Consider the following 19781-nt stretch of genomic DNA (forward strand, 5'->3'; position numbering starts at 1 on the left):
CCAAGCATTAATGGCATAATTTTAGTATAATCAATGCCATGAAAAAGACGCCAAATATCAATCCAGAAAGCCAAGATGTTGCCGAGCTACAAGCGATGGTGAAAGCGCTGTTGGCGTCAGAAACCCAATTGAAACAAGAGCGCCAGTCGCTGCTTGAACAACTCAAACTTGCCTTCGACCGTCAGTTCGCTAAACGCTCGGAGGCGTTAAAGCCTTACAATGAATCACAAGGTGACCTCTTCAACGAAGCGGAATGTGAAGCCGCTAAGGAAGAAGAGGTTGAGGTCACGACGACCAACACAACCAAGAAACGTGGTAAACGCAAGCCACTGCCAAAGAGCCTGCCTCGTGAAGTTATCGAACTTGATTTAGACGACCATGAAAAGCAGTGCACTTGCTGCCAACATAGTCTGCATAAAATCGGTGAAGACCGTAGCGAGAAACTTGAGTTCACGCCAGCGGTACTAAAAGTGTTGGAATATGTTCGTCCTAAATATGCTTGCCGCCAATGCGAACAAACAGAAGACAAAAACCACGTCGTTCAAAAGCCAGCGCCGCAAAGCATTATCCCTAAAAGCTTCGCCACAGAAAGCTTACTGGCCAATATCATCCTCGGCAAATACCAATACGCGATGCCACTTTATCGCCAAGAATCGCTGTTTACCCAGTCGGGTATCGAGTTATCACGCACCACTATGGCAAGGTGGATTATCCAAGTCAGTGAGAAGTTCGCACCACTCTACGGCGCGCTGAAAGAACACCTACTTGAACAAGTGGTGGTTCAGGCGGATGAAACGCCGCTCAATGTGCTCAAGGAAGACAAGCAATGCTACATGTGGCTCTACTGCTCTGGCGCGGACTCGCCAGATGCCGCACTCCCTAATGTGAAACACATCGTCTTGTATGACTACCAAAACAGTCGCGCGAGGTCGTGTCCTGTTGCCTTCTTGGGCAACTATGATGGTTATCTGCAAACCGATGGCTATGGTGCTTATGATGGGCTTCATCGAGTCACCAATGTCGGTTGCTTCGCGCATGCTCGGCGCAAGTTCATGGACGCGAAAAAGCTTCAAGGCAAAGGTAAGTCAGGTAAAGCGGATAAAGCGCTTGCCAAAATCCAAAAGCTTTATGGGATAGAATCACGCTTAAAATGTGAGTCTGCGGAAAAACGAAAAGCAGAACGCCAGCAGCATGCCAAACCGATACTGGATGAGTTATACGAATGGATGACGACTCAACAGATGCTTGAGTCTAGCCCGCTGGGTAAGGCGATAAAATACACGCTCGGCCAATGGTCAAAGTTAATCCTCTATATCGATGACGGTCACTTATCGATAGACAATAACCGTGCTGAACGCGCCATTAAGCCGCTGGTTATTGGTAGAAAGAACTGGCTCTTCTCGACCAATCCCAATGGAGCTGAAGCGAGTGCGATGCTTTACAGCATCGTTGGGACAGCGAAAGCCAACGGTCTCATCCTCTACGACTACATGGTCAAGTGCATGAAAGAGCTAGCGAAAGCAGAGCCAGATATCGATGCACTCCTGCCTTGGAACTTCAAACACTAACAATATCGCCCTGTGGGATCATGGGGCGGATACAATTTTTCAAACGTCATCCTATTTTCAACATACGCATAACGCCCGCCTAAGGGGCTGGCAACGCATAACACCAAACGCAATCACAACAACTGTAACCACCGCGGCTCATTGGGACTGGAAACGCCGCGCGTTGACAGTCCCTCTTGAGGCGTTTGTTATGTGATTAGAGCCCAAAATCGCTTAAATTCACGCCAAAATAAGGAATCAAAATTTCTAATTCAAATTGTTCAACTTCATGTTCAGGCACACGTGTAAACGTAGAATTATCATTAGGAGTCCACCATTTGTGTTCACCAGAGTAACTACTGCGATTGTTGGAAGCAAAGATGAACTTAAACTCTCTTTCTAACCAACCATCACCATACTTTGAAAATAGGTTTGCTGGCCCAATAAACTGGCCAAGAAGGTAAATGCCTTCATTCCCATGAGTGAGATAAAAGTAATCACCAGTATTTGCATTAATAAAATCTTCTGCTTGAGATGTAGAGGACGTACCTTTACCTCGAGTATCTTTATGAACATAAACCAGTCCAGAACTGATAGATTCAATAATATCTCGAAATTCAAACTCACGCGTACCTTGGGATAACTTCCAAAATTTAGGTTGCATTATTCATCTCCATTAAAATCAATCACAAAAATTTAAAAATCACATAACGCCCGCCTAAGGGGCTGGCAACGCACTACCACTAAACTCAAACACAACAACTGCAACCACCGGGGCTCAATGGGACTGGAAACGCCACGCGTTGACAGTCCCTCTTGAGGCGTTTGTTATAAAGCGGACTCTACGTTAAGCGCTTTTTCTAACCACACCGAGCTGATGTACTGCCCATGTTTCTTGGCATATTCGTTGAAAATGCCGACTTCTCGGAAACCAAACCGTTTATGTAATGCTACTGATGCGTCGTTTGGTAATGCAACACCCGACAATATACGATGGACGCCATAAGCACGAATGGATGAAAACAGCTGAGTATAAAGCTTCGAACCTAAACCTTTCCCTTTAGCTTCTTGTGCCAGATAAACGCTCACCTCTACAGTGTCATCAAAAGCTGGTATTGCTCTGTACTTTTGGGAACATGCAAAACCTTGCAACACCCCGTTTTCTACAGCCACATATATTTGATATTTGGTGGTTCTAGAGAACTGAGAGAACCATTCCTCACGATTTTCCAGAGTAAATGGAAATTCCTCAAAGCGTGCATTGGTATGTTCAATATAAAAGTTAAAGATGTCGGTAATGCCCGCAACATCTTCAAATTCACCTGTTCGAATTTCCACAAAATGTCCTCTTTCTTCGAGCTTTATAACGCCCGCCTAAGGGGCTGACAACGCATTACCACTAAACTTAAACACAACAACTGCAACCACCGCGGCTCATTGGGACTGGAAACGCCACGCGTTGACAGTCCCTCTTGAGGCGTTTGTTATGCTTAAGCTTCAACACTTTACATTTGAACCAAACCAAGAATAACTCACTGAAATCATTGACCAAAATTCGAATTATCTTGAATTAGAACTGGCTCATTTTTTACCTATGAACTGACCAATGCAGGCTTTCATTTAGCAACTAGGCCAATGTGGAAACCCTCTCCGACAAACCCACTCACCACACATTGGCACTACAACTCAATGAGGCAATGACGCTGAAATTTACAGCGACAGACAGATTGCCGTTTCATTAGGCAGCGAAAAACAATGCCTAATTGCTGACAAACTTTAAGCCCATAAGTAAAGGCACTAGACTGTTCAAAGCGACTTGAGCCAACAATACTAACCTCGCGCAGACTCAAAAACCCAATGAGGCAATCACTCAGAATTTACAGCGCCAGATACATTGCCGCTTCATTAGGCAACGAAAAACAATATTGAATTGCCGACAAAACATGAATGAAATGCCAAAGAAATCGACAATTACAACCTGCTGATTTTTATGGATTAAGCATAACGCCCGGTTAAGGGGCTGACAACGTAAAACACCGAACCTAAAATAACAACCGTAATCACAAATGTTGATTTAAGCAAAAACCGCCACGCGTTGGCAGTCCCTCTTAAACCGTTTGTTATGGCTCAGTTCACTAAATATCAGATTTTACCATTGCCATGATTTTATGAGCTTTTTCAAAATGATCTAATTTGTGTTCTTGAATCCACCATGTTGCAGCTTCCATTAACAAATCTGGATCGTCATTTTTATTAGCAAAAAATGCATAAAATGAAACGCCTACATTATCACCCTTCTGTTCAATCTTCTTGGAACAAACTTGAATTACCTTTTTTCTCAATGAACTACGCACTTGTTAATTGCCTGCTTTGTTAGAAAATGATGGGTAACTTATACAGATTAAAGCATGAACACAAGAAAAACTGTTTTTATATACAGCCCCAGCCAATTGAATGAGCCATAACGCCCGCCTAAGGGGCTGGCAACGCATGACCACTAAACTCAAACACAACAACCGAAACCACCGCGGCTCAATGGGACTGGAAACGCTACGCGTTGACAGTCCCTCTTGAGGCGTTTGTTAGCCGTTTTTTTTACACAACCAAAGAAAAATGATGGCAACCAATAATAAATCCTTCTCGAAGGTAAAATTTGTGCGCTAAAAAACGCTGTACACCGGAATCAAGATGAATTTGGCCACAGCCTTCTTCTATTGCATAACTTTTAAACCAATCTATGAGCAGTTTGCCGACACCTTTTGAACGAACTTCTGAATTTGTAACCAAGTCATCAATATAGATATGTTTGCCCCAGGCTAACTTTTCACCCTTCAAAACTAAAAGAAAAGAAATCTCGGGAGCTAAAACAACTGACTGAACTCACTAATTCAATTTTAGCGGCCAGCGAACAAGTCAGCTCTCTAGTTTGTGAAATGATTAATGAATCTAAAGCTAAACTAGAATCAGCAAAAAAAATAGCGGAGCAAGGTGCTAAAGCCCTCTCTGACGAGAACTTGCTGAATGGCATCGGAAGTCAAACTTGGAAAGCTCTTTGGGTTGCTGCGAAAGAATACTCTATGAAAGAAGCATACCCAGATGGATCATCCCCTTTTGTTGGAAATGACGCTCAGTGTGTACTATGTCATCAACCACTTTCGAATGCAGCTAAACAACGCTTTAAGTCTTTTGAGGAACACATCCAAGGAAGCCTTGAGAAAGAAGTTAAAGCTGCGCAGCTACACTTTGACAACCTAGTTAAGAAGTTACCATCAATACCATCGAAAGATATCTTAAAGACTCAAATAGCAGCATCAAACCTTGCCGAAGAAGAATGGCTCCCAGTCTTAAGCAAAATATGGGGTGAAATCGAAAAAGTCTCTGAGGCTCTTGCTAAGCACCCTGAGATTCCGAATCAAGGATTCATATTCGATACTTCACTTATTGCGGCACTATCAGAAAAAAAAGAGGTGTTAGCAAAAGAAATAGAAAACCACCAAAAAGACGTAATTGCTTTCAACAAAGAGAAACTAACCAACGAGCTGAATGATTACAAAGCAAAACAATGGGCTTCAGGTTACATTGACGCAATTATTAAAGAGGTCAAAAGGCTTGAGAAGTATAGGCAATATGAAGAGTGGGGCAAATTGTTAGGTACCTCAAAGTTCACACGCAAAGCTGGCGAAGTATCAAAGCAAGTCATAACAGATGCTTATGTTAAGCGTTTCAACGATGAACTAGATAATCTTGGTGCAAAAAAAATCAATGTTCAGTTGTCCAAAACGCGTGTATCAAAAGGAAAAGTGATGCACAAACTGCATTTGATGGGTGTGAACCAAAATTTCTCCCTTAGTAAGTCCCATGACATTTTAAGTGAGGGTGAACAGCGAATTGTAAGCCTTGCCGCTTTCTTAGCAGATACTAATAGTAAACCTCAAACTACTCCGTTTATTTTTGATGACCCGATATCATCGCTAGACCAGTCATATGAGCTGTGTGTTGCAAAACGACTTGTTGAGTTATCAGAACATAGGCAAGTTATTGTTTTTACGCATCGAATTAGTTTGTTAGGAGCCTTAAATGACCTTGGGAATCCTACATGTGTACACATAAGACGTGAACATTGGGGCTGTGGAGAGCACGGAGTTGTACCATTGTTTGCGAAAAAACCACTTAATGCTTTAAATGAATTGAAGAATCAAAGGTTAGCTCAAGCTAGAAAACTATTGGATTCAGACGGCTCTGAAGTTTACGCCCCTCTGGCGAAGTCAATTTGCAGTGACTTCAGAATTCTACTTGAAAGAGTTGTTGAAGTTGAGCTTCTAGCAGATGTGGTTCAACGTCATCGTAGAGATGTCCAAACAAAAAATAAAATTAGTAACTTAGCGAAGATAACAATCGAGGACTGCAACCTTATTGAGCGCCTTATGGGGATATACTCTGCGCATGAACATAGCCAGCCAACTGAGTCACCAGTAGAGCCACCTACACCAGAGCAGCTAGATGCTGATATTAGTGCCGTTATTGACTGGCACGCTGATTTTAAATCTCGCAAGAACTAATAACAGATATGGGGGTAGGTGAATAGATTCGCTTACCTTCCTCCCCCTAAACTTGCAAGTAAAAAGTATAATTGCGCTTCAGAGAAATGCTATTTTTGGGGTGCTTAAACTCATTTCGGGGCACTTCTGAGCTAACCACTAGCTAGCTCTTACCCAAGAATCCCATCACCTCCCCCTCAACTCCTCCAACTGCTTTTTCAGCATGGCGGGCAGTGAGTAGAGCAACAACAGGCGCAGAGCGTGGTTAATCATCACAAACGCCGGTTCCATGCCGAGTAACAAGGCGACGGCGGTCATGGCTTCTACACTGCCGGGAACCCAAGAAAGCAGCAACACTACCCATGATTTATCGATCAAAATAGAAAAGACGCCGGAGACACCCACCGCGACCAAAAGGCCAATCATGGTGACCATCACCCCTGCGCGGGAATACGCCATGGCTTCGCGCAGTGTGGTATCGGCAATGCGTGAGCCGATCAAAATGCCGAGTAAAGCGGTGGCGAATATCACCATCCATTTTGGCAGTTGCATATCAATACCGGTGGCAAAGCCATTAAAGCTGGCGGTGATGAGTAACGCAGCCAACATATAAGGCGCAGGAATGCCGAGTAAGGTGGAAGCTTTACCCAGTAGCAAGCTCATCAGCGCCAGAGCCAAGAAAATAAGCCAAGCGTAAACGGTCAATCTGCCGTCTACGGATGCGCTATCCGGCGCGCTGTTAGAGATCAACAGTGCCAACAAAGTGAGGATCATCAGGCGCACAGAATGGGAATAGACCACTTTGGCGGAAGGTTTTTCGCTTGATTCGCTGATCACCAAAATCGCGGCCATCGCACCCGGTACGGCACCGAGTAGAGATTCAAACGGCGTCCAGCCCTCTTTTTTGGTGAGCCACAAATAGCTACTGATGATTTGCAGCGTTAAACAGCACACCAAACCCACGATCACCGGCAAGGTTAAGGTGGTACCTAGCTCACTCAAACTGATGGTCGCGCCGACACTGATCCCAAGCACGACTTGCACAAACAGCAGCAGCCACGGCGGCGTATGAATGGTTAGCCAACGCTTCTTGTGCAGCACAATAACCAAACCCGCGGCAATAAACATTTCAGAAAGTGGGATGGAGAGTAGCGTCCCTGCCCCCGCAGACACGGCGGCGATAATCAAGATTTGAATAAAGAGTGTGAAAGAAGCTCTTTCGGACATGCTGTGTTTCCTTTAGGCCTTATCGCTCAGTGACGCTTTCGCGGCGTGGCCTATGATTGAGCGCGAATTTAAAGCGCCAGATAGCATGGATACAGGCGTTGGAACTCTTGAATCGCGATTTTATCGGCAATGGTTTCCACCGCACTTGGCGCAATCGGCGTCCAAAAAACTTCGTCCGCTTCGTGGCAGGCAATCTCACCTTGCCATTGATCCACCACGTAATAGTGCAGCAGTTGCAGCTCAAATTCTGTCGGATGATAGAGCGAGCAGAGATAAACGCTGCGCGTAGCGTCCACGCCTAACTCTTCTTGCACTTCACGCTGCAACGCTTGCGCTTGGTTTTCTCCCGCTTCGATATGCCCACCGGGGATCGCGATGATATTGGGATCGCTCGCTTTGGTTGCTGAGCGACGTTCGAGCAGACAACTACCCTCTTTGACCAGCAAAAAAGAGACACATTCGGCCACGGGCAATCTTGTTGGCGTTTTCTCTACAGACACGTTTTTTTCTACAGGCTCGTTTTTTTCTACAGACACAGCTTTCTCCTTAAATCCGTTTCATGATGGCGAGTGAGCTTAGACCATGCTCGGGTGTAAACGAGTCCACCCCACCAGTAAAAGTGCAGCAAATACCAGCCAAACCAAGGTGGCACAAACCAGAGTGCCAGTAAGGCTCAGGCGGTAACTAAAGTAATACACAGCAAGAAGATACGCCGCATACGGGATAAGCGAATACAGCCCAAACAGCGCGGTAGTGCGCAGATCTTCCATGGTGCGTTCGGTGCCAACAATGTAATGGGCGATTAAAGCAAAGGTGGGAAACAGTGGTACAAGGCCAGAAATAAAAAAGCTTTTGGTTTTGGATAACAGGGCAATGATCAACACCGCAAGCGCTCCAAGCAAGCACTTGAAAAACAAAGCCGCCATGACATTTCCTTTTGTCAGAACAGGTTACAGGCAACCACTATAAATCACTCTCCCGTTAAGAAGAACTGCTCATTAACCAGTTTGTTATTTTCTCTGCAACATTTTTCCGAACCTGAGTAAAATGGCCGCCTCTGTTTTAATTCGGCGGCCGATAGCGGCGGCTTCTTTTAGTTACCGCATGTAGGTACGGCATGAAATTAGGAAAACGGCTGACTCAGTTAGTCCAACACGTAAAGCGCGACTACGACCATATTTGGGATTGCTGCTGCGACCACGGCTTACTCGGCGCAGCGTTGCTCAAACAGCACCCAAACAGCACAGTGCATTTTGTCGATATCGTTCCTTCTTTGATTGAGAAGGTGACGCTCGATTTAACCCGCTATTTTCCTGCCACAACCGATTCACCGCGCTGGCGCACTTACTGCCTTGATGTGCGCGATTTGCCACTCGAAGCCAACGCCGGATCGCATCTAATCATCATCGCCGGTGTGGGCGGAGATTTGATGACGGAATTTATTGCCGAGCTTGCCAAGCGTCACCCAAGCATGACGTTTGATCTGCTGCTGTGCCCTGTTCACCACACTTATACCTTGCGCGAGCAGTTAATCGCGCTGAATGCGGAGCTGAAATGCGAACTTCTAGTGGAAGAGAATCAGCGCATTTATGAGCTGCTGCATGTGCAGATCCTTCCCAGTTCGGGGGCTTGCTCTCACCCTCTCTCTTTGGTCGGTGAATCGCTGTGGCAAGTCAGCGGCACAGATCAATCAAAGATCGCGCAGCGTTATTTAAAGCAGTTGCAGCAGCACTATCAGCGCAAAGCGCAAGGCGGTGATGCGGGCGCAGAGCAGCGTTGGCAAGCGTATCAGGCCGTGGATATCCTTCAATCGATGGATGCCACTCTAGAACTCAACCCAAACGACATGGCGTTACAGGTAGAAGTTAAATGAGCGAATGCTGCCAACACCGCGGCAGCTTCAAGTAGGAAGGGGATACCTATTTTTCGCCACTCAATACTAAGCTTGGCTAATATGCCGCAAAGCGTTTACGCATCACCACGTAATAGAGCACCGGAATCACCAACAAGGTCAGCACAGTGGAGACAAAAATCCCGAAGATCAAGCTGATCGCCAAGCCATTAAAGATAGGATCATCGAGGATAAATACTGCGCCAATCATGGCCGCCAAGGCGGTCAGCATGATCGGTTTGGCTCGCACTGCCGCCGACTGAATCACGGCTTCTGAGAAGGCCATGCCCTGCTCGACCTGTTGGTTAATAAAGTCCACCAACAAGATGGAGTTACGCACAATGATCCCCGCCAGCGCGATCATCCCAATCATGGAGGTGGCGGTAAATTGCGCGCCCAACAACGCATGGCCGGGCATGACGCCAATGATGGTCAGTGGGATTGGAGCCATAATAATCAGCGGCACCAGATAAGATTTAAACTGCGCAACCACCAACAGATAAATCAGCACCATACCCACGGCGTAAGCAATACCCATATCGCGGAAGGTTTCGTAAGTCACCGTCCATTCACCATCCCACGCCACCGCAACACCGCTTAGGCCATCGGGTTGATGGATGTAGTACTGCGCCAATCCCATTTGCTCATCCAGCGCAAAACCAATCTCAAACATGCCGTACAGTGGGCTATCCAGCTCGCCTGACATATCGCCGACCACCATCACCATAGGCACCAAGTTTTTGTGGACGATGTAATCATCCATGCGGGTTTGGCGCACCTCAACCAGATCGGAAAGCGGATAAGCGTGACCGTTTGGGCTACCGACTTTCATATTCAGCACCTGCTCTAAACGCACCTTGGCGGTTTCGGTAGCTTGAATCTGGATCGGAATCGGGTACTTGCTGTGTTCACTGTGCAAATAAGTGATGGGTTTGCCGCCCACCGCGGTCGCCAGCGCATCGACAATTGAGGCATAAGGCACTTGCAGATGCGCAGCCTTGCTGCGATCAATCACCACCTGCCATTTCTCATGCCTTTCCGGCAAGTACATATCCACATCAACAATATCTTTTGTTTCACGGAAAATTTCACGCACTTGGCGTGCGGCTTCGTTACGAATTTCTTGAGTTGGGCCATACACTTCCGCCAGAATCGGCGACCAAACTGGTGGCCCCGGCGGCACTTCCACCACTTTCACTTTGCCGCCAAAGCGCTGCGCTATTTCGTTCAGTTGTGGGCGAAGTTGGCTGGCGATGGTGTGGCTATCTCTGTCGCGCTCTTTACGCCCGAGTAAGTTGACTTGAATATCGCCTTGGTGCGCTTGGTTACGCATAAAGTAGTGGCGCACTAAGCCGTTGAAGTTAATCGGTGCGGCCGTTCCGGCATAGATTTGGTAATCCCGCACTTCAGGAACGTCATTCAGTGCCGCGCCCATCTCAAACAAGACCCGCTGCGTTTTTTCTAGCGAACTGCCTTCGGGCATATCCAGCACAATCTGAAATTCCGACTTGTTATCAAACGGCAGCATTTTCAACACCACGGCTTGGAACACTGGCAGCAGTACGGAGCCTGCAATCAGCGCCAAAATGGTCAGCAGCAAAAACAGCCGGTTACGCCCCTGCTTTGGCGCAGTGACAAACGGCGACATGATTTTGTGGAAAATGCCATTCGCCGCTTTGCCTTCTTCTTGATGATGCTCCGCTTTAAGGAATTTACCCGCCAGCCAAGGGGAAAGCACAAAGGCCACGGCCAAAGAAATCAGCATGCCCATTGAGGCGTTGATTGGAATTGGGCTCATGTACGGCCCCATCAAACCCGACACAAACGCCATCGGCAGCAAAGCCGCAATAACAGTTAGGGTAGCAAGAATGGTTGGCCCACCGACTTCATCCACCGCAGGGGGAATGAGTTCCGATAACTTGCGTTTGCCCATCGCCATATGCCGGTGAATGTTCTCCACCACCACAATCGCATCATCGACCAAGATACCGATGGAGAAAATCAGCGCGAACAGCGACACACGATTGAGGGTAAAACCCCATGCCCAAGAGGCGAATAGGGTAATCATCAGGGTGACAATGATAGCCATACCGACCACCAGCGCTTCACGCCAGCCCATGGTCAGCAGCACCAAAATCACCACCGCGGTCGTGGCGAAAGCGAGTTTCCCCATCAAGGTGTTGCTTTTATCGGCGGCGGTTTGCCCGTAATCGCGAGTAATATCGACATCAATTCCTTGTGGGATCAGCTGATTTTCAAGGCTGACTAAACGCGCTTCCACCGCTCTAGCGACATCGACTGCGTTTTCCCCACCTTTTTTAGCAATTGCAATGGTGACCGCTGGATGAATACCGTCACGATCGCCTGTCCACACATTTTGAGTAGGCGTGTTAACCCCAAAGGATACGCTCGCAATATCTTCCAGATAAACGGGCTTGCCGTTATGTAACCCAACCACCAGTTGCTTGACCTCTTCCACCCGAGTTAAAAACTGGCCAACTTGCACCGGAAACTCTTGGTTATCATGGGTTAAACGCAGCATCGGTGAGCTTTGATTCGCCGCCGGCAGACTTTGATTGAGTTGATCTAAGGTGATGCCAAAGCCGTTCATTTTGGCGGGGTCAAGACGCACATCGACAATGGTGTTCTGTCCACCGATGGTATAAATATCGCGTGTACCGGGAATGCGCTTGAGCTCGGTTTCTAAACCGTGCGCCACTTGCGTCAGTTGCTGCTGATCGAAGCGATCACTCTTATCCGCCAAGGTGATGGTGACAATCGGTACATCTTCAATTCCTTTCGGTTTGATAATGGGCTCACCCACGCCAACGCCTTGCGGCATCCAATCTTTATTGGAATAGAGTTTGTTGTAGATGCGCACCACCGCATCATTACGTGACACACCCACTTTGAAAATGGCAACGATCATCGCGCCATCCGGTTGAGAGAATGAGTAGATTTTATCAATCCCTTCAATCTCAGAGATCACTTGCTCTGCTGGCGTTGTCACCAAACTTTCCACTTCACGAGGAGAAGCGCCGGGAAACGGAATATAGACATCCGCAAACGTCACATCAATCTGCGGCTCTTCTTCTTTCGGCGTCACCATGACTGCAAATAACCCCATCAGCAAACCGACTAAGGCAAGCAGTGGTGTCATGGCTGAATTTTGAAAGGCCGCAGCGATGCGACCCGAAATACCGAGTCGACTTTCCATATCATTCACCTTTTGCTGTGACGGCCTGTGTAGCGACCACATCACCTAGTTCAAGCCCAGAGAGCACTTCAACGTAGTCACCATAGACTTGCCCCAAACGTACCGGATTCAGTGCACGTTGGCCGTTATTGACTCGGTACACCGCGCTCAATTCGGCACGACGTAACACGGCGCTGCTCGGCACCACTAAGACTTCACGCTGACCATAGTTAAATTCAGTTTTTACCCACATACCCGGCACCAGAGCAGCGCTGTTTTGCGGCAGTTCAAGGCGAGTTTTAAAGGTGTGCGATTGCGGATCGGCGTAGCTAAACAAGCTCAATTCGACGGGTTTCAGCTGCTCACCTTGCGCAGGGCGCACGGTAAATTGAGAGACATCTGCCACATAAGGCTGATAACGCTGCGGAATTTCTGTTTCAACCCGTAATTCATCGAGCGAAAAACCGCGGAGCAGTGGCGTACCCGGTGCAACAGTTTCACCCAGTTCCACCATGCGCTGAGTAACAATGCCATCATAAGGTGCGGTGATGTTGGTGTAACCTAGCGATTCTTTGGCTTGTTCTACCGCCGCTTGTGCCGATTTCACTGCGGCATCGGCACTGCGTGCCCGCGCTTCGGCGCTGTCCATTTGATCTTTGGAAATCGCGCCTTTGGGGAACAGTTGACGAAAACGATTGAGCTGGGCTTGTGCTTCACGGTTTTGCGCCGTGGCACTCGCCAATTGAGCTTGCGCGGCATCCAATGCGGCAGATTGCTGAACCGCCGAGATCTCCAAAAGCACCTGATCTTTTTTTACGAAATCATTCACATCGACGTATAAGCCAACCACTCGCCCTGAGGTTTGCGCGGCTAACGAGCCTTGATTGACCGGCTGCACCACACCGTCCAATTCGACTATCTGCGAGATCGACACTGTTTTCACGGTAAACCGTTCGTTACTGTCCTGATTTTGAGCATAGGCCGAACTGGCAAGCACCAGTGCGATACTCCAACTTAACGCTTTCATCCTCTTCCCTCGCAGATTCTACTTTCCCGCTTGTTGCCACACGGTATCGCGAACGCGTCAAGCGGGTCAGAGAGTGATTGCCTAGATACTGCCTAATAGCCTAGTTGCATTAGGCGGTTTGTGTTTGGCTTTCTTTACGATTTCTAATACAGATCAATAAATTAGTTGCACCTAAGCCAACCATCATCGCAGGGAAAAATACCCATGCACCGAGATTGCCTAACGCAAGACTTGAGACAACGGGCCCCGGACAGATGCCGACCAAACCCCACCCTAAACCGAAGATCACTGAGCCTGAGATCAAGCGACGATCAATCTTGGTGTTGTTGGCCAAACAAAACACTTCTGCGTTAACAGGCTTGGCTTTGGGTTTGATGAGGAAGAAATAAGCAGGCATGAATACCGCTAACGCGCCGCCCATCACAAACATCAAACTGGGGTCCCAAGTGCCTGCCACATCCAAAAAGCCGATCACTTTAGCGGGATCCGCCATGCCAGATACCACCATTCCTAAGCCAAATAACAGGCCAGCGACGAGCGAAGTTGCTCGAAACAACAGCTTATTCATAACCACTCACTTACATCAGATGAAGACGAACGAAAACAGTGATAGCAGCAACCACCATAAACACACAAGTCGCCACGATGGATCGCTTAGAGAAGCGACCAATGCCGCAGATCCCGTGTCCACTGGTGCAGCCATTGGCCAGTCGTGTCCCCACGCCCACCAATAAACCTGCCGTCGCAAGCACAATACCGCTCACACCAAAATCGGTCGGCACATCATGGCCTAAGAGCTTTACGCCGATCACACCACCGCAAATCATGCCGACCACAAACAGCAGTCGCCATGCAAAATCCCGCGATTTAGGCGTTAACAAGCCCGTCAAAATACCACTGATGCCGGCGATTTTTCCGTTCATAAGCAACATCAATGTCGCTGAAATCCCTAGAATCATCCCTCCAATTAACGAATCCCAAGGAATAGAAAACGTCATACTTTCCTCTACTTATTTATCGACAAAACACATTCTGTAAACTTTGAATCAACGCCGTGATCCGACTGTCCGCCAAGCGATAAAACACCTGTTGCGATTCTTTGCGCGCTTGGATAATGCCGTGCTTTCGCAGCACAGTAAGGTGTTGTGAAAAGGCCGATTGACTCAACGTCGAACCTTGTTGAAGCTGCCCGACGCCCATCTCACTCTGCGTCAATTGGCACAGCACCATTAATCGTTCTGGATGAGCCATCACACGCAGTAATTCAGCCACTTCTTCGGCATTTTTCTTCATTTCATCCATTTCAATCTTGATGGTGGTGGGTTCTGGCATGGCGAATCCTCTAACTAAAATTTAACGAGATAATACAAAAATAATTATATTAGTCAATTCTTATTTAGTCATTTTGAATTTAGTTAAATTTACATTAGACAAAGCTAATTCTCAGGCGTATAGTTCTGAACAAACAACAACGGAGGTTAGCAACATGACGATTGAAAACGGTGTAAGAGTATTAGCTGGCAGCATGGTTCTGCTCTCAGTCATTCTCACTTGGTTTGTCCACCCCAACTTTCTGTGGTTAACAGTATTTGTGGGTGTAAACCTGATCCAAAGCGCATTCACGGGCTTTTGTCCTGCCGCATTCTTTCTCAAGAAACTAGGATTACGTTAATGACAGCCCTACCCCTTTCCATCCTGAAACGGTGTAGGGTTTTAGCAACTGACTTGGAGTAACTCATGACGAAAATAGTGATTATTGGTGGTGTTGCAGGTGGAGCCTCGGCGGCGGCTCGTGCGCGTCGACTCAGCGAAGACGCTGAAATCATCATGTTCGAGCGTGGCCCCTACGTTTCCTTTGCCAACTGCGGCTTGCCATATCACATCGGTGGTGACATCAAAGAGCGCAGCAATTTGCTGCTGCAAACACCGGAAAGCTTTTTAGCGCGTTTTAACGTGGATGTGCGTACCATGAATGAAGTGTTGCGCATTAATCGTGCGGCAAAGACCATCACTGTGCGTAATCTGCTCGATCAATCTGAGTATGATGAAAACTATGATTTTCTGCTGCTCTCTCCCGGTGCAGGTCCAGTCATCCCGCCGATTCCGGGGATTCAAAACCCACTGACCCATTCACTGCGCAATATTCCGGACATGGATAAGATCATCCAGACGCTGCAAATGAATAAGCCTGAACATGCTACCGTGGTTGGCGGGGGTTTTATCGGTTTAGAAATGATGGAAGCCTTCCATCACCTTGGGATCAAAACCACGCTGATTGAAATGGCCGATCAAGTGATGACACCGGTCGATCGCGAAATGGCGGGCTTTGCTCACGCTGAAATCCGTGCCAAAGGCATCGATTTACGATTAGGTGCAGCTTTGAAATCGGTCGAATACAGACCCGCCGCCACCTTACCTAGCACGGAATCGGGGGAATCCCTTGAGCATAAACACGTGGAAGGCGAATTGGATTTGGTGCTCAGCAATGGTGACACGCTAACTACCGACATTCTGATCATGGCGATTGGTGTACGCCCAGAAACCAAACTGGCTGCGGAAGCCGGTTTGCAGCTCGGAGAACTCGGTGGTATTTGGGTTAACGAGCAGATGCAAACCAGCGATCCGGCGATTTACGCGGTCGGTGATGCGGTTGAAGAGAAAGACTTTGTCACAGGCAAACAAACGCTGGTGCCACTGGCAGGACCTGCCAACCGCCAAGGTCGTATGGCCGCAGATAACATGCTTGGCCGCAACGAAAGCTACCAAGGCACACAAGGTACTGCGATTTGTAAGATTTTTGATTTAGCGGTCGCTTCGACCGGTAAAAATGAAAAGCAACTTAAGCGTGAAGGCATTGCTTATGAAAAAGTGTATGTGCACACCGCAAGCCATGCGAGCTACTACCCGGGTGCGGAAGTGGTGTCGTTCAAGATGTTGTTTGATCCCCAGACAGGCAAAATCTTCGGCGCACAAGCCGTAGGTAAAGATGGCATCGATAAACGCATCGACGTGATGGCTGTTGCGCAGCGTGCAGGTATGACGGTTGAGCAGTTACAGCACCTTGAACTGACCTACGCTCCACCGTTTGGTAGCGCGAAAGATGTGATTAACCAAGCCGCCTTTGTCGCCACCAACCTGATGAAAGGTGATGCGAAAGCGATCCATTTTGATGAGATTGATAACCTCACCGATGAGCAAGTGCTGCTCGATGTGCGTAACCCGATGGAGTTACAAAACATGGGTTATTTGCCCGGCGCAATCAATATTCCTGTTGACCAGTTGCGCCAGCGCATGAACGAGCTGCCAAAAGACAAAGAGATTGTGATTTATTGCCAAGTTGGGTTACGCGGTAACGTAGCGTACCGTCAACTGGTCAATAACGGCTTTAAAGCACGCAACCTGATTGGTGGTTACCGTACTTATAAGTTTGCTAAGGCTTAAAGTTAAGGTTCCCAGACAGAATCGGAACACAGAAAGTCAAAAGAGATGGCATATGCCATCTCTTTTCAATTGAACTATGCCGTTGGCTGCATTTACTGCATCGAATGCAAACCAAACAGATTACCTTCGGTATCGACCGCTAAAGTAATGAAGCCATACTCGCCGATCGACATTTTTGGTGTATGGATTTGACCACCTGCTGCAACAATTCGCTCTTGTTCCACGGCACAGTCGTCGCTCGAAAAATAAATCAGTGTACCGCCACCACCAGCGCAAATGCCTTCCATTTTGACCAACGCGCCGGATGCCCCGTACTTTTCCATATTGGAAGGAAAAGCGAGCATTTTAATCGGCATCGACGTGGGATTAGGCATTTCTTCCAAAGAAACCTTCAAAACCGTCTCATAAAACGTTTTTGCACGTTCCAAATCATTTACATAAATTTCAAACCAACCTACCGGATTATTGAGCATGATGTCACCTTTATTTGGAGTGTCACAATCCTGTAGAAAAACAGAGAATCCACGGGACCGAATCTATTCTCAATCACCATAGTCAAACTCTGCGGATTTTGCTGTCTTATGCTTGTTACGAGATTATCAACACAACATAAGAGAACGGTGGAAAAATCAGCGTCAAACGTGCTCCCAACAGCAATTTATCGTTGTTGTATTGACATTTTGGGATAAGTTTTTAGCATGGCGTTTTTTACTCTAATGAGAATTTTCCATGTCTGAGACAAACCAAACCGAAACACCAAAAGTGGATCTCGAATCCATCTCTCCTGAACTGCGTCAGGTTCTAGAGTTTGATCAGGTGCCTGAAGCGATGTTCCATATGGTGACTTCAATCCATGAAGTCTCTGAAGAAGTGGTTCGCGAAGCATGGGATTCACTGCCAGCGAGCGCGCAAAACATTCTGGATAACTTTGAACAGTTCCACGCACTGATCTCGGTAAGCCAAGCATTTGCTGGTCTAAACGTGATGGAAGAGTTCCCAACACTGAACCTTCCTAAAGAGATGAGCGAAGAAGATAAAGACGCGTACCGCGCTCAACTGCTTGATCAAGTGCTACACAACTGTGTGAAAGACATGGTTAAGCAGATCAAAAAAGCCCGCCGCGACCCAATTCTGAAGCGTGACTTCAAAGACGTGTTTGTTAAGTAAGTAAACCTAGCCCTCATTCACATCCGTGTTTGAAAGGCAAAAAGATAACTAAGGAGCGCCAAAGCGCTCCTTTCGTTTTTCTATCTTCCAGAGATTCACTTCGGTATTGAACTATCAAAAAAGCCCACTCAAAGAGTGGGCTGCGTAGCCAATATAGGGGGAGGCAGTTACGCTGTTACCTGAGCAGCTTGTTTGGTTTTTTCACGCATCGCAAGCAGGACAGTCAACGCAAAGGCGGCCACAAATGAGATCGCCATACCCATGATGTAGTAGCCAATTTGCTGTGGATTAATCGAAATGATCCCTGGCAAACCAGCCGCACCTAGTGCTTGTGCTTTCACATTGAATAAGGTGATGAAAGCACTGGCTAAAGCCGCACCACAGATGGCAGCAATAAACGGATAACGCAATTTCAAATTCACGCCAAACATGGCAGGTTCAGTGATCCCTAGCAGCGCCGTCACACCTGAAGGAATCGCGACTCCTTTAAGTTTGGTCTCTTTCGTCATCACACCCACAGCTAAAGCCGCGGCGCCCTGCGCAATGTTAGACATCGCAGCGATAGGGAAAATAAAGGTGCCGCCCGTGGTCACGATATCAGCAAGTAGCTGAGTTTCTATCGCAATAAAGCTATGGTGCATTCCGGTGATCACAAAAGGAGCATAGATAAAGCCAAACAGTGCGCCACCGACAAACCCTGCCGAGTCATACAGCCAGTTCAGCACATCTCCCAACATGAAGCCGACATCACGCGTTAGGGGGCCAACCAAAGTAAAGGTCAGAAAACCCGTGATAAAAATCGCCAGCATTGGGGTGAGCAAATTATCCAGTACAGACGGTACGATTTTGCGTAAGCCATTTTCAATTTTGGCCAGAATGTAAGCGGAAACCAGCACGGGCAATACCGAGCCTTGATAACCCACTTTTTCGATTTCAAAACCGAGAATATTCCAAGTTGGAACGGTGCCAGATACAGATGCACTGCCAAAACCCCAGCCATTCAAGAGATCGGGATGCACCATCAGCATACCGAGCGCAGCGCCCAAAAAGGGGTTACCGCCAAACTTACGCGAGGCAGAAAAAGCCAATAACACGGGCAAATAGACAAAAGGGGCATTCGCGAAGGTGTTGATCATGCTCGCGAGATCAGCCAATCCAGGATTGGCATCAATCAAAGATTGGCCTTCAATAAACAGTCCCGGTGCAGTCAAGACATTGAACAGTCCCATCAATAAACCACCGGCCACGATCGCGGGGATGATAGGGACAAAAATATCGGACAATCCCTTTACTGCGCGCTGTGCCCAATTCTGCTTCTCGCTACCTGCGGAAGCGACATCATTGGTTGACATCTCGACCAAACCGGTCAATTTCGCCATCTCGGCATAGACTTGGTTGACAATGCCAGAGCCGAAAATGATTTGATACTGCCCTGCGACCTTAAATTGTCCTTTGACACCTTGCAGTGATTCAATGGCGCTCTCATTAATTTGCGTTTCATCGTTAAGCACTAAGCGTAAACGAGTCGCGCAGTGCGCGAGTGCCTGGATATTACTTTTGCCACCCAAGCTCTCGAGAAGTTGTTTTGCTATGACTGGATAGTCCATAACTCACCCCGGTAGTTATCCCCTTTCAACTGAAGCTGTAGCAGAGAGGTTTACCTGCTGCTCCAAGTTGTTTGGATATTGTTGTGTAATTGAATGATTCGTCGATTTTGATATTAAATTGGGAACGTTTGCAAAACTAA

19 protein-coding genes and 2 pseudogenes are annotated in these 19781 nt (G+C 47.5%); 6 read left to right on the plus strand and 15 right to left on the minus strand.

Annotated elements, in window-relative coordinates:
* The first annotated feature begins 38 nt into the window (after positions 1-38).
* A complete protein-coding gene (tnpC, locus tag R4537_RS03165; protein ID WP_338952443.1) occupies positions 39-1568 on the plus strand; it encodes an IS66 family transposase in 1530 nt (509 codons plus the stop codon).
* Positions 1569-1764: 196 nt separating this feature from the next.
* On the opposite strand, the gene R4537_RS03170 is transcribed toward tnpC, so the two are convergent.
* The 5 genes and pseudogenes from R4537_RS03170 to R4537_RS03190 all read right to left on the minus strand — a co-directional run.
* Positions 1765-2211: a hypothetical protein gene (locus R4537_RS03170; RefSeq protein WP_055035811.1), complete on the minus strand. Its 447-nt coding sequence runs from the start codon at positions 2209-2211 to the stop codon at positions 1765-1767.
* Between the two features lie 164 nt (positions 2212-2375).
* Positions 2376-2885: a GNAT family N-acetyltransferase gene (locus R4537_RS03175; protein WP_000405988.1), complete on the minus strand. Its 510-nt coding sequence runs from the start codon at positions 2883-2885 to the stop codon at positions 2376-2378.
* A gap of 278 nt (positions 2886-3163) precedes the next feature.
* Positions 3164-3397 (minus strand): annotated as a pseudogene (locus tag R4537_RS18695) (DUF3709 domain-containing protein).
* A 285-nt stretch (positions 3398-3682) separates the two neighbouring features.
* Positions 3683-3901, minus strand: a complete 219-nt coding sequence (locus R4537_RS03185; protein WP_017049924.1) for a DUF6500 family protein — start codon at positions 3899-3901, stop codon at positions 3683-3685.
* Between the two features lie 241 nt (positions 3902-4142).
* Positions 4143-4376, minus strand: a pseudogene (locus R4537_RS03190) (GNAT family N-acetyltransferase); the annotation flags it as partial.
* Positions 4377-4480: 104 nt separating this feature from the next.
* Here R4537_RS03190 and R4537_RS03195 point away from each other — a divergent pair.
* Positions 4481-6106, plus strand: a complete 1626-nt coding sequence (locus R4537_RS03195; protein ID WP_235859104.1) for an AAA family ATPase — start codon at positions 4481-4483, stop codon at positions 6104-6106.
* A 165-nt stretch (positions 6107-6271) separates the two neighbouring features.
* On the opposite strand, the gene R4537_RS03200 is transcribed toward R4537_RS03195, so the two are convergent.
* The 3 genes from R4537_RS03200 to R4537_RS03210 form a co-directional block, all read right to left on the minus strand.
* Positions 6272-7312, minus strand: a complete 1041-nt coding sequence (locus R4537_RS03200) for an AbrB family transcriptional regulator (RefSeq protein WP_071178740.1) — start codon at positions 7310-7312, stop codon at positions 6272-6274.
* Between the two features lie 68 nt (positions 7313-7380).
* The gene (locus tag R4537_RS03205; protein WP_071178741.1) at positions 7381-7848 is read right to left on the minus strand and encodes an NUDIX hydrolase; all 468 of its coding nucleotides are present in this window, start codon (positions 7846-7848) and stop codon (positions 7381-7383) included.
* 39 nt (positions 7849-7887) lie between these two features.
* Positions 7888-8238 carry a GlpM family protein gene (locus R4537_RS03210; RefSeq protein WP_055049905.1) on the minus strand — a complete coding sequence of 117 codons (351 nt, stop codon included), beginning with the start codon at positions 8236-8238 and terminating at the stop codon, positions 7888-7890.
* Between the two features lie 191 nt (positions 8239-8429).
* Between R4537_RS03210 and R4537_RS03215 the strand changes: the two genes are divergently transcribed.
* Positions 8430-9185, plus strand: coding sequence for a tRNA (adenine(22)-N(1))-methyltransferase (locus R4537_RS03215; RefSeq protein ID WP_071178742.1), 756 nt, complete (start codon positions 8430-8432; stop codon positions 9183-9185).
* A 76-nt stretch (positions 9186-9261) separates the two neighbouring features.
* Here the strand turns inward: R4537_RS03215 and R4537_RS03220 are convergent, their stop codons facing one another.
* From R4537_RS03220 to R4537_RS03240, 5 genes are all read right to left on the minus strand, one after another.
* Positions 9262-12420: an efflux RND transporter permease subunit gene (locus tag R4537_RS03220; RefSeq protein ID WP_071178743.1), complete on the minus strand. Its 3159-nt coding sequence runs from the start codon at positions 12418-12420 to the stop codon at positions 9262-9264.
* Position 12421: 1 nt separating this feature from the next.
* Positions 12422-13426 carry an efflux RND transporter periplasmic adaptor subunit gene (locus R4537_RS03225; RefSeq protein ID WP_071178744.1) on the minus strand — a complete coding sequence of 335 codons (1005 nt, stop codon included), beginning with the start codon at positions 13424-13426 and terminating at the stop codon, positions 12422-12424.
* Between the two features lie 109 nt (positions 13427-13535).
* Entirely contained in the window at positions 13536-13994 is a 459-nt protein-coding gene (locus R4537_RS03230; RefSeq protein ID WP_032472689.1) for a YeeE/YedE family protein, read from the minus strand.
* 10 nt (positions 13995-14004) lie between these two features.
* A complete protein-coding gene (locus tag R4537_RS03235) occupies positions 14005-14424 on the minus strand; it encodes a YeeE/YedE family protein (protein WP_071178745.1) in 420 nt (139 codons plus the stop codon).
* Positions 14425-14440: 16 nt separating this feature from the next.
* Positions 14441-14758 carry an ArsR/SmtB family transcription factor gene (locus tag R4537_RS03240; RefSeq protein ID WP_001114934.1) on the minus strand — a complete coding sequence of 106 codons (318 nt, stop codon included), beginning with the start codon at positions 14756-14758 and terminating at the stop codon, positions 14441-14443.
* Between the two features lie 154 nt (positions 14759-14912).
* Here R4537_RS03240 and R4537_RS03245 point away from each other — a divergent pair, with 154 nt between their 5' ends.
* On the plus strand, positions 14913-15098 hold the full coding sequence (locus tag R4537_RS03245; RefSeq protein WP_000151363.1) for a YgaP family membrane protein: 186 nt from the start codon (positions 14913-14915) through the stop codon (positions 15096-15098).
* Positions 15099-15163: 65 nt separating this feature from the next.
* Positions 15164-16867 (plus strand): FAD-dependent oxidoreductase, encoded by a 1704-nt coding sequence (locus R4537_RS03250; RefSeq protein WP_000161807.1) that lies wholly within the window; start codon positions 15164-15166, stop codon positions 16865-16867.
* 92 nt (positions 16868-16959) lie between these two features.
* Here R4537_RS03250 and R4537_RS03255 read toward each other — a convergent pair whose 3' ends face one another.
* On the minus strand, positions 16960-17340 hold the full coding sequence (locus tag R4537_RS03255; RefSeq protein WP_057558480.1) for a VOC family protein: 381 nt from the start codon (positions 17338-17340) through the stop codon (positions 16960-16962).
* A gap of 256 nt (positions 17341-17596) precedes the next feature.
* On the opposite strand from R4537_RS03255, the gene R4537_RS03260 reads away from it, so the two are divergent.
* Positions 17597-18034, plus strand: a complete 438-nt coding sequence (locus R4537_RS03260) for a DUF3069 domain-containing protein (RefSeq protein WP_000005283.1) — start codon at positions 17597-17599, stop codon at positions 18032-18034.
* Between the two features lie 167 nt (positions 18035-18201).
* Here the strand turns inward: R4537_RS03260 and R4537_RS03265 are convergent, their stop codons facing one another.
* Positions 18202-19641 carry a sucrose-specific PTS transporter subunit IIBC gene (locus R4537_RS03265; RefSeq protein WP_071178746.1) on the minus strand — a complete coding sequence of 480 codons (1440 nt, stop codon included), beginning with the start codon at positions 19639-19641 and terminating at the stop codon, positions 18202-18204.
* Positions 19642-19781 lie beyond the last annotated feature (140 nt).

It is taken from the genome of Vibrio paracholerae, assembly GCF_037672085.1.
Taxonomy (GTDB): Bacteria; Pseudomonadota; Gammaproteobacteria; order Enterobacterales; family Vibrionaceae; genus Vibrio; species Vibrio cholerae.

Coding starts and splice junctions, on each gene's coding strand:
- R4537_RS03210 (WP_055049905.1), bottom strand. CDS start 8,238: ATGGCGGCTTTGTTTTTCAAGTGCTTGCTTGGAGCGCTTGCGGTGTTG.
- R4537_RS03170 (WP_055035811.1), bottom strand. CDS start 2,211: ATGCAACCTAAATTTTGGAAGTTATCCCAAGGTACGCGTGAGTTTGAA.
- R4537_RS03225 (WP_071178744.1), bottom strand. CDS start 13,426: ATGAAAGCGTTAAGTTGGAGTATCGCACTGGTGCTTGCCAGTTCGGCC.
- R4537_RS03200 (WP_071178740.1), bottom strand. CDS start 7,312: ATGTCCGAAAGAGCTTCTTTCACACTCTTTATTCAAATCTTGATTATC.
- R4537_RS03235 (WP_071178745.1), bottom strand. CDS start 14,424: ATGACGTTTTCTATTCCTTGGGATTCGTTAATTGGAGGGATGATTCTA.
- R4537_RS03255 (WP_057558480.1), bottom strand. CDS start 17,340: ATGCTCAATAATCCGGTAGGTTGGTTTGAAATTTATGTAAATGATTTG.
- R4537_RS03215 (WP_071178742.1), top strand. CDS start 8,430: ATGAAATTAGGAAAACGGCTGACTCAGTTAGTCCAACACGTAAAGCGC.
- R4537_RS03195 (WP_235859104.1), top strand. CDS start 4,481: ATGATTAATGAATCTAAAGCTAAACTAGAATCAGCAAAAAAAATAGCG.
- tnpC (WP_338952443.1), top strand. CDS start 39: ATGAAAAAGACGCCAAATATCAATCCAGAAAGCCAAGATGTTGCCGAG.
- R4537_RS03220 (WP_071178743.1), bottom strand. CDS start 12,420: ATGGAAAGTCGACTCGGTATTTCGGGTCGCATCGCTGCGGCCTTTCAA.
- R4537_RS03240 (WP_001114934.1), bottom strand. CDS start 14,758: ATGCCAGAACCCACCACCATCAAGATTGAAATGGATGAAATGAAGAAA.
- R4537_RS03230 (WP_032472689.1), bottom strand. CDS start 13,994: ATGAATAAGCTGTTGTTTCGAGCAACTTCGCTCGTCGCTGGCCTGTTA.
- R4537_RS03250 (WP_000161807.1), top strand. CDS start 15,164: ATGACGAAAATAGTGATTATTGGTGGTGTTGCAGGTGGAGCCTCGGCG.
- R4537_RS03245 (WP_000151363.1), top strand. CDS start 14,913: ATGACGATTGAAAACGGTGTAAGAGTATTAGCTGGCAGCATGGTTCTG.
- R4537_RS03260 (WP_000005283.1), top strand. CDS start 17,597: ATGTCTGAGACAAACCAAACCGAAACACCAAAAGTGGATCTCGAATCC.
- R4537_RS03265 (WP_071178746.1), bottom strand. CDS start 19,641: ATGGACTATCCAGTCATAGCAAAACAACTTCTCGAGAGCTTGGGTGGC.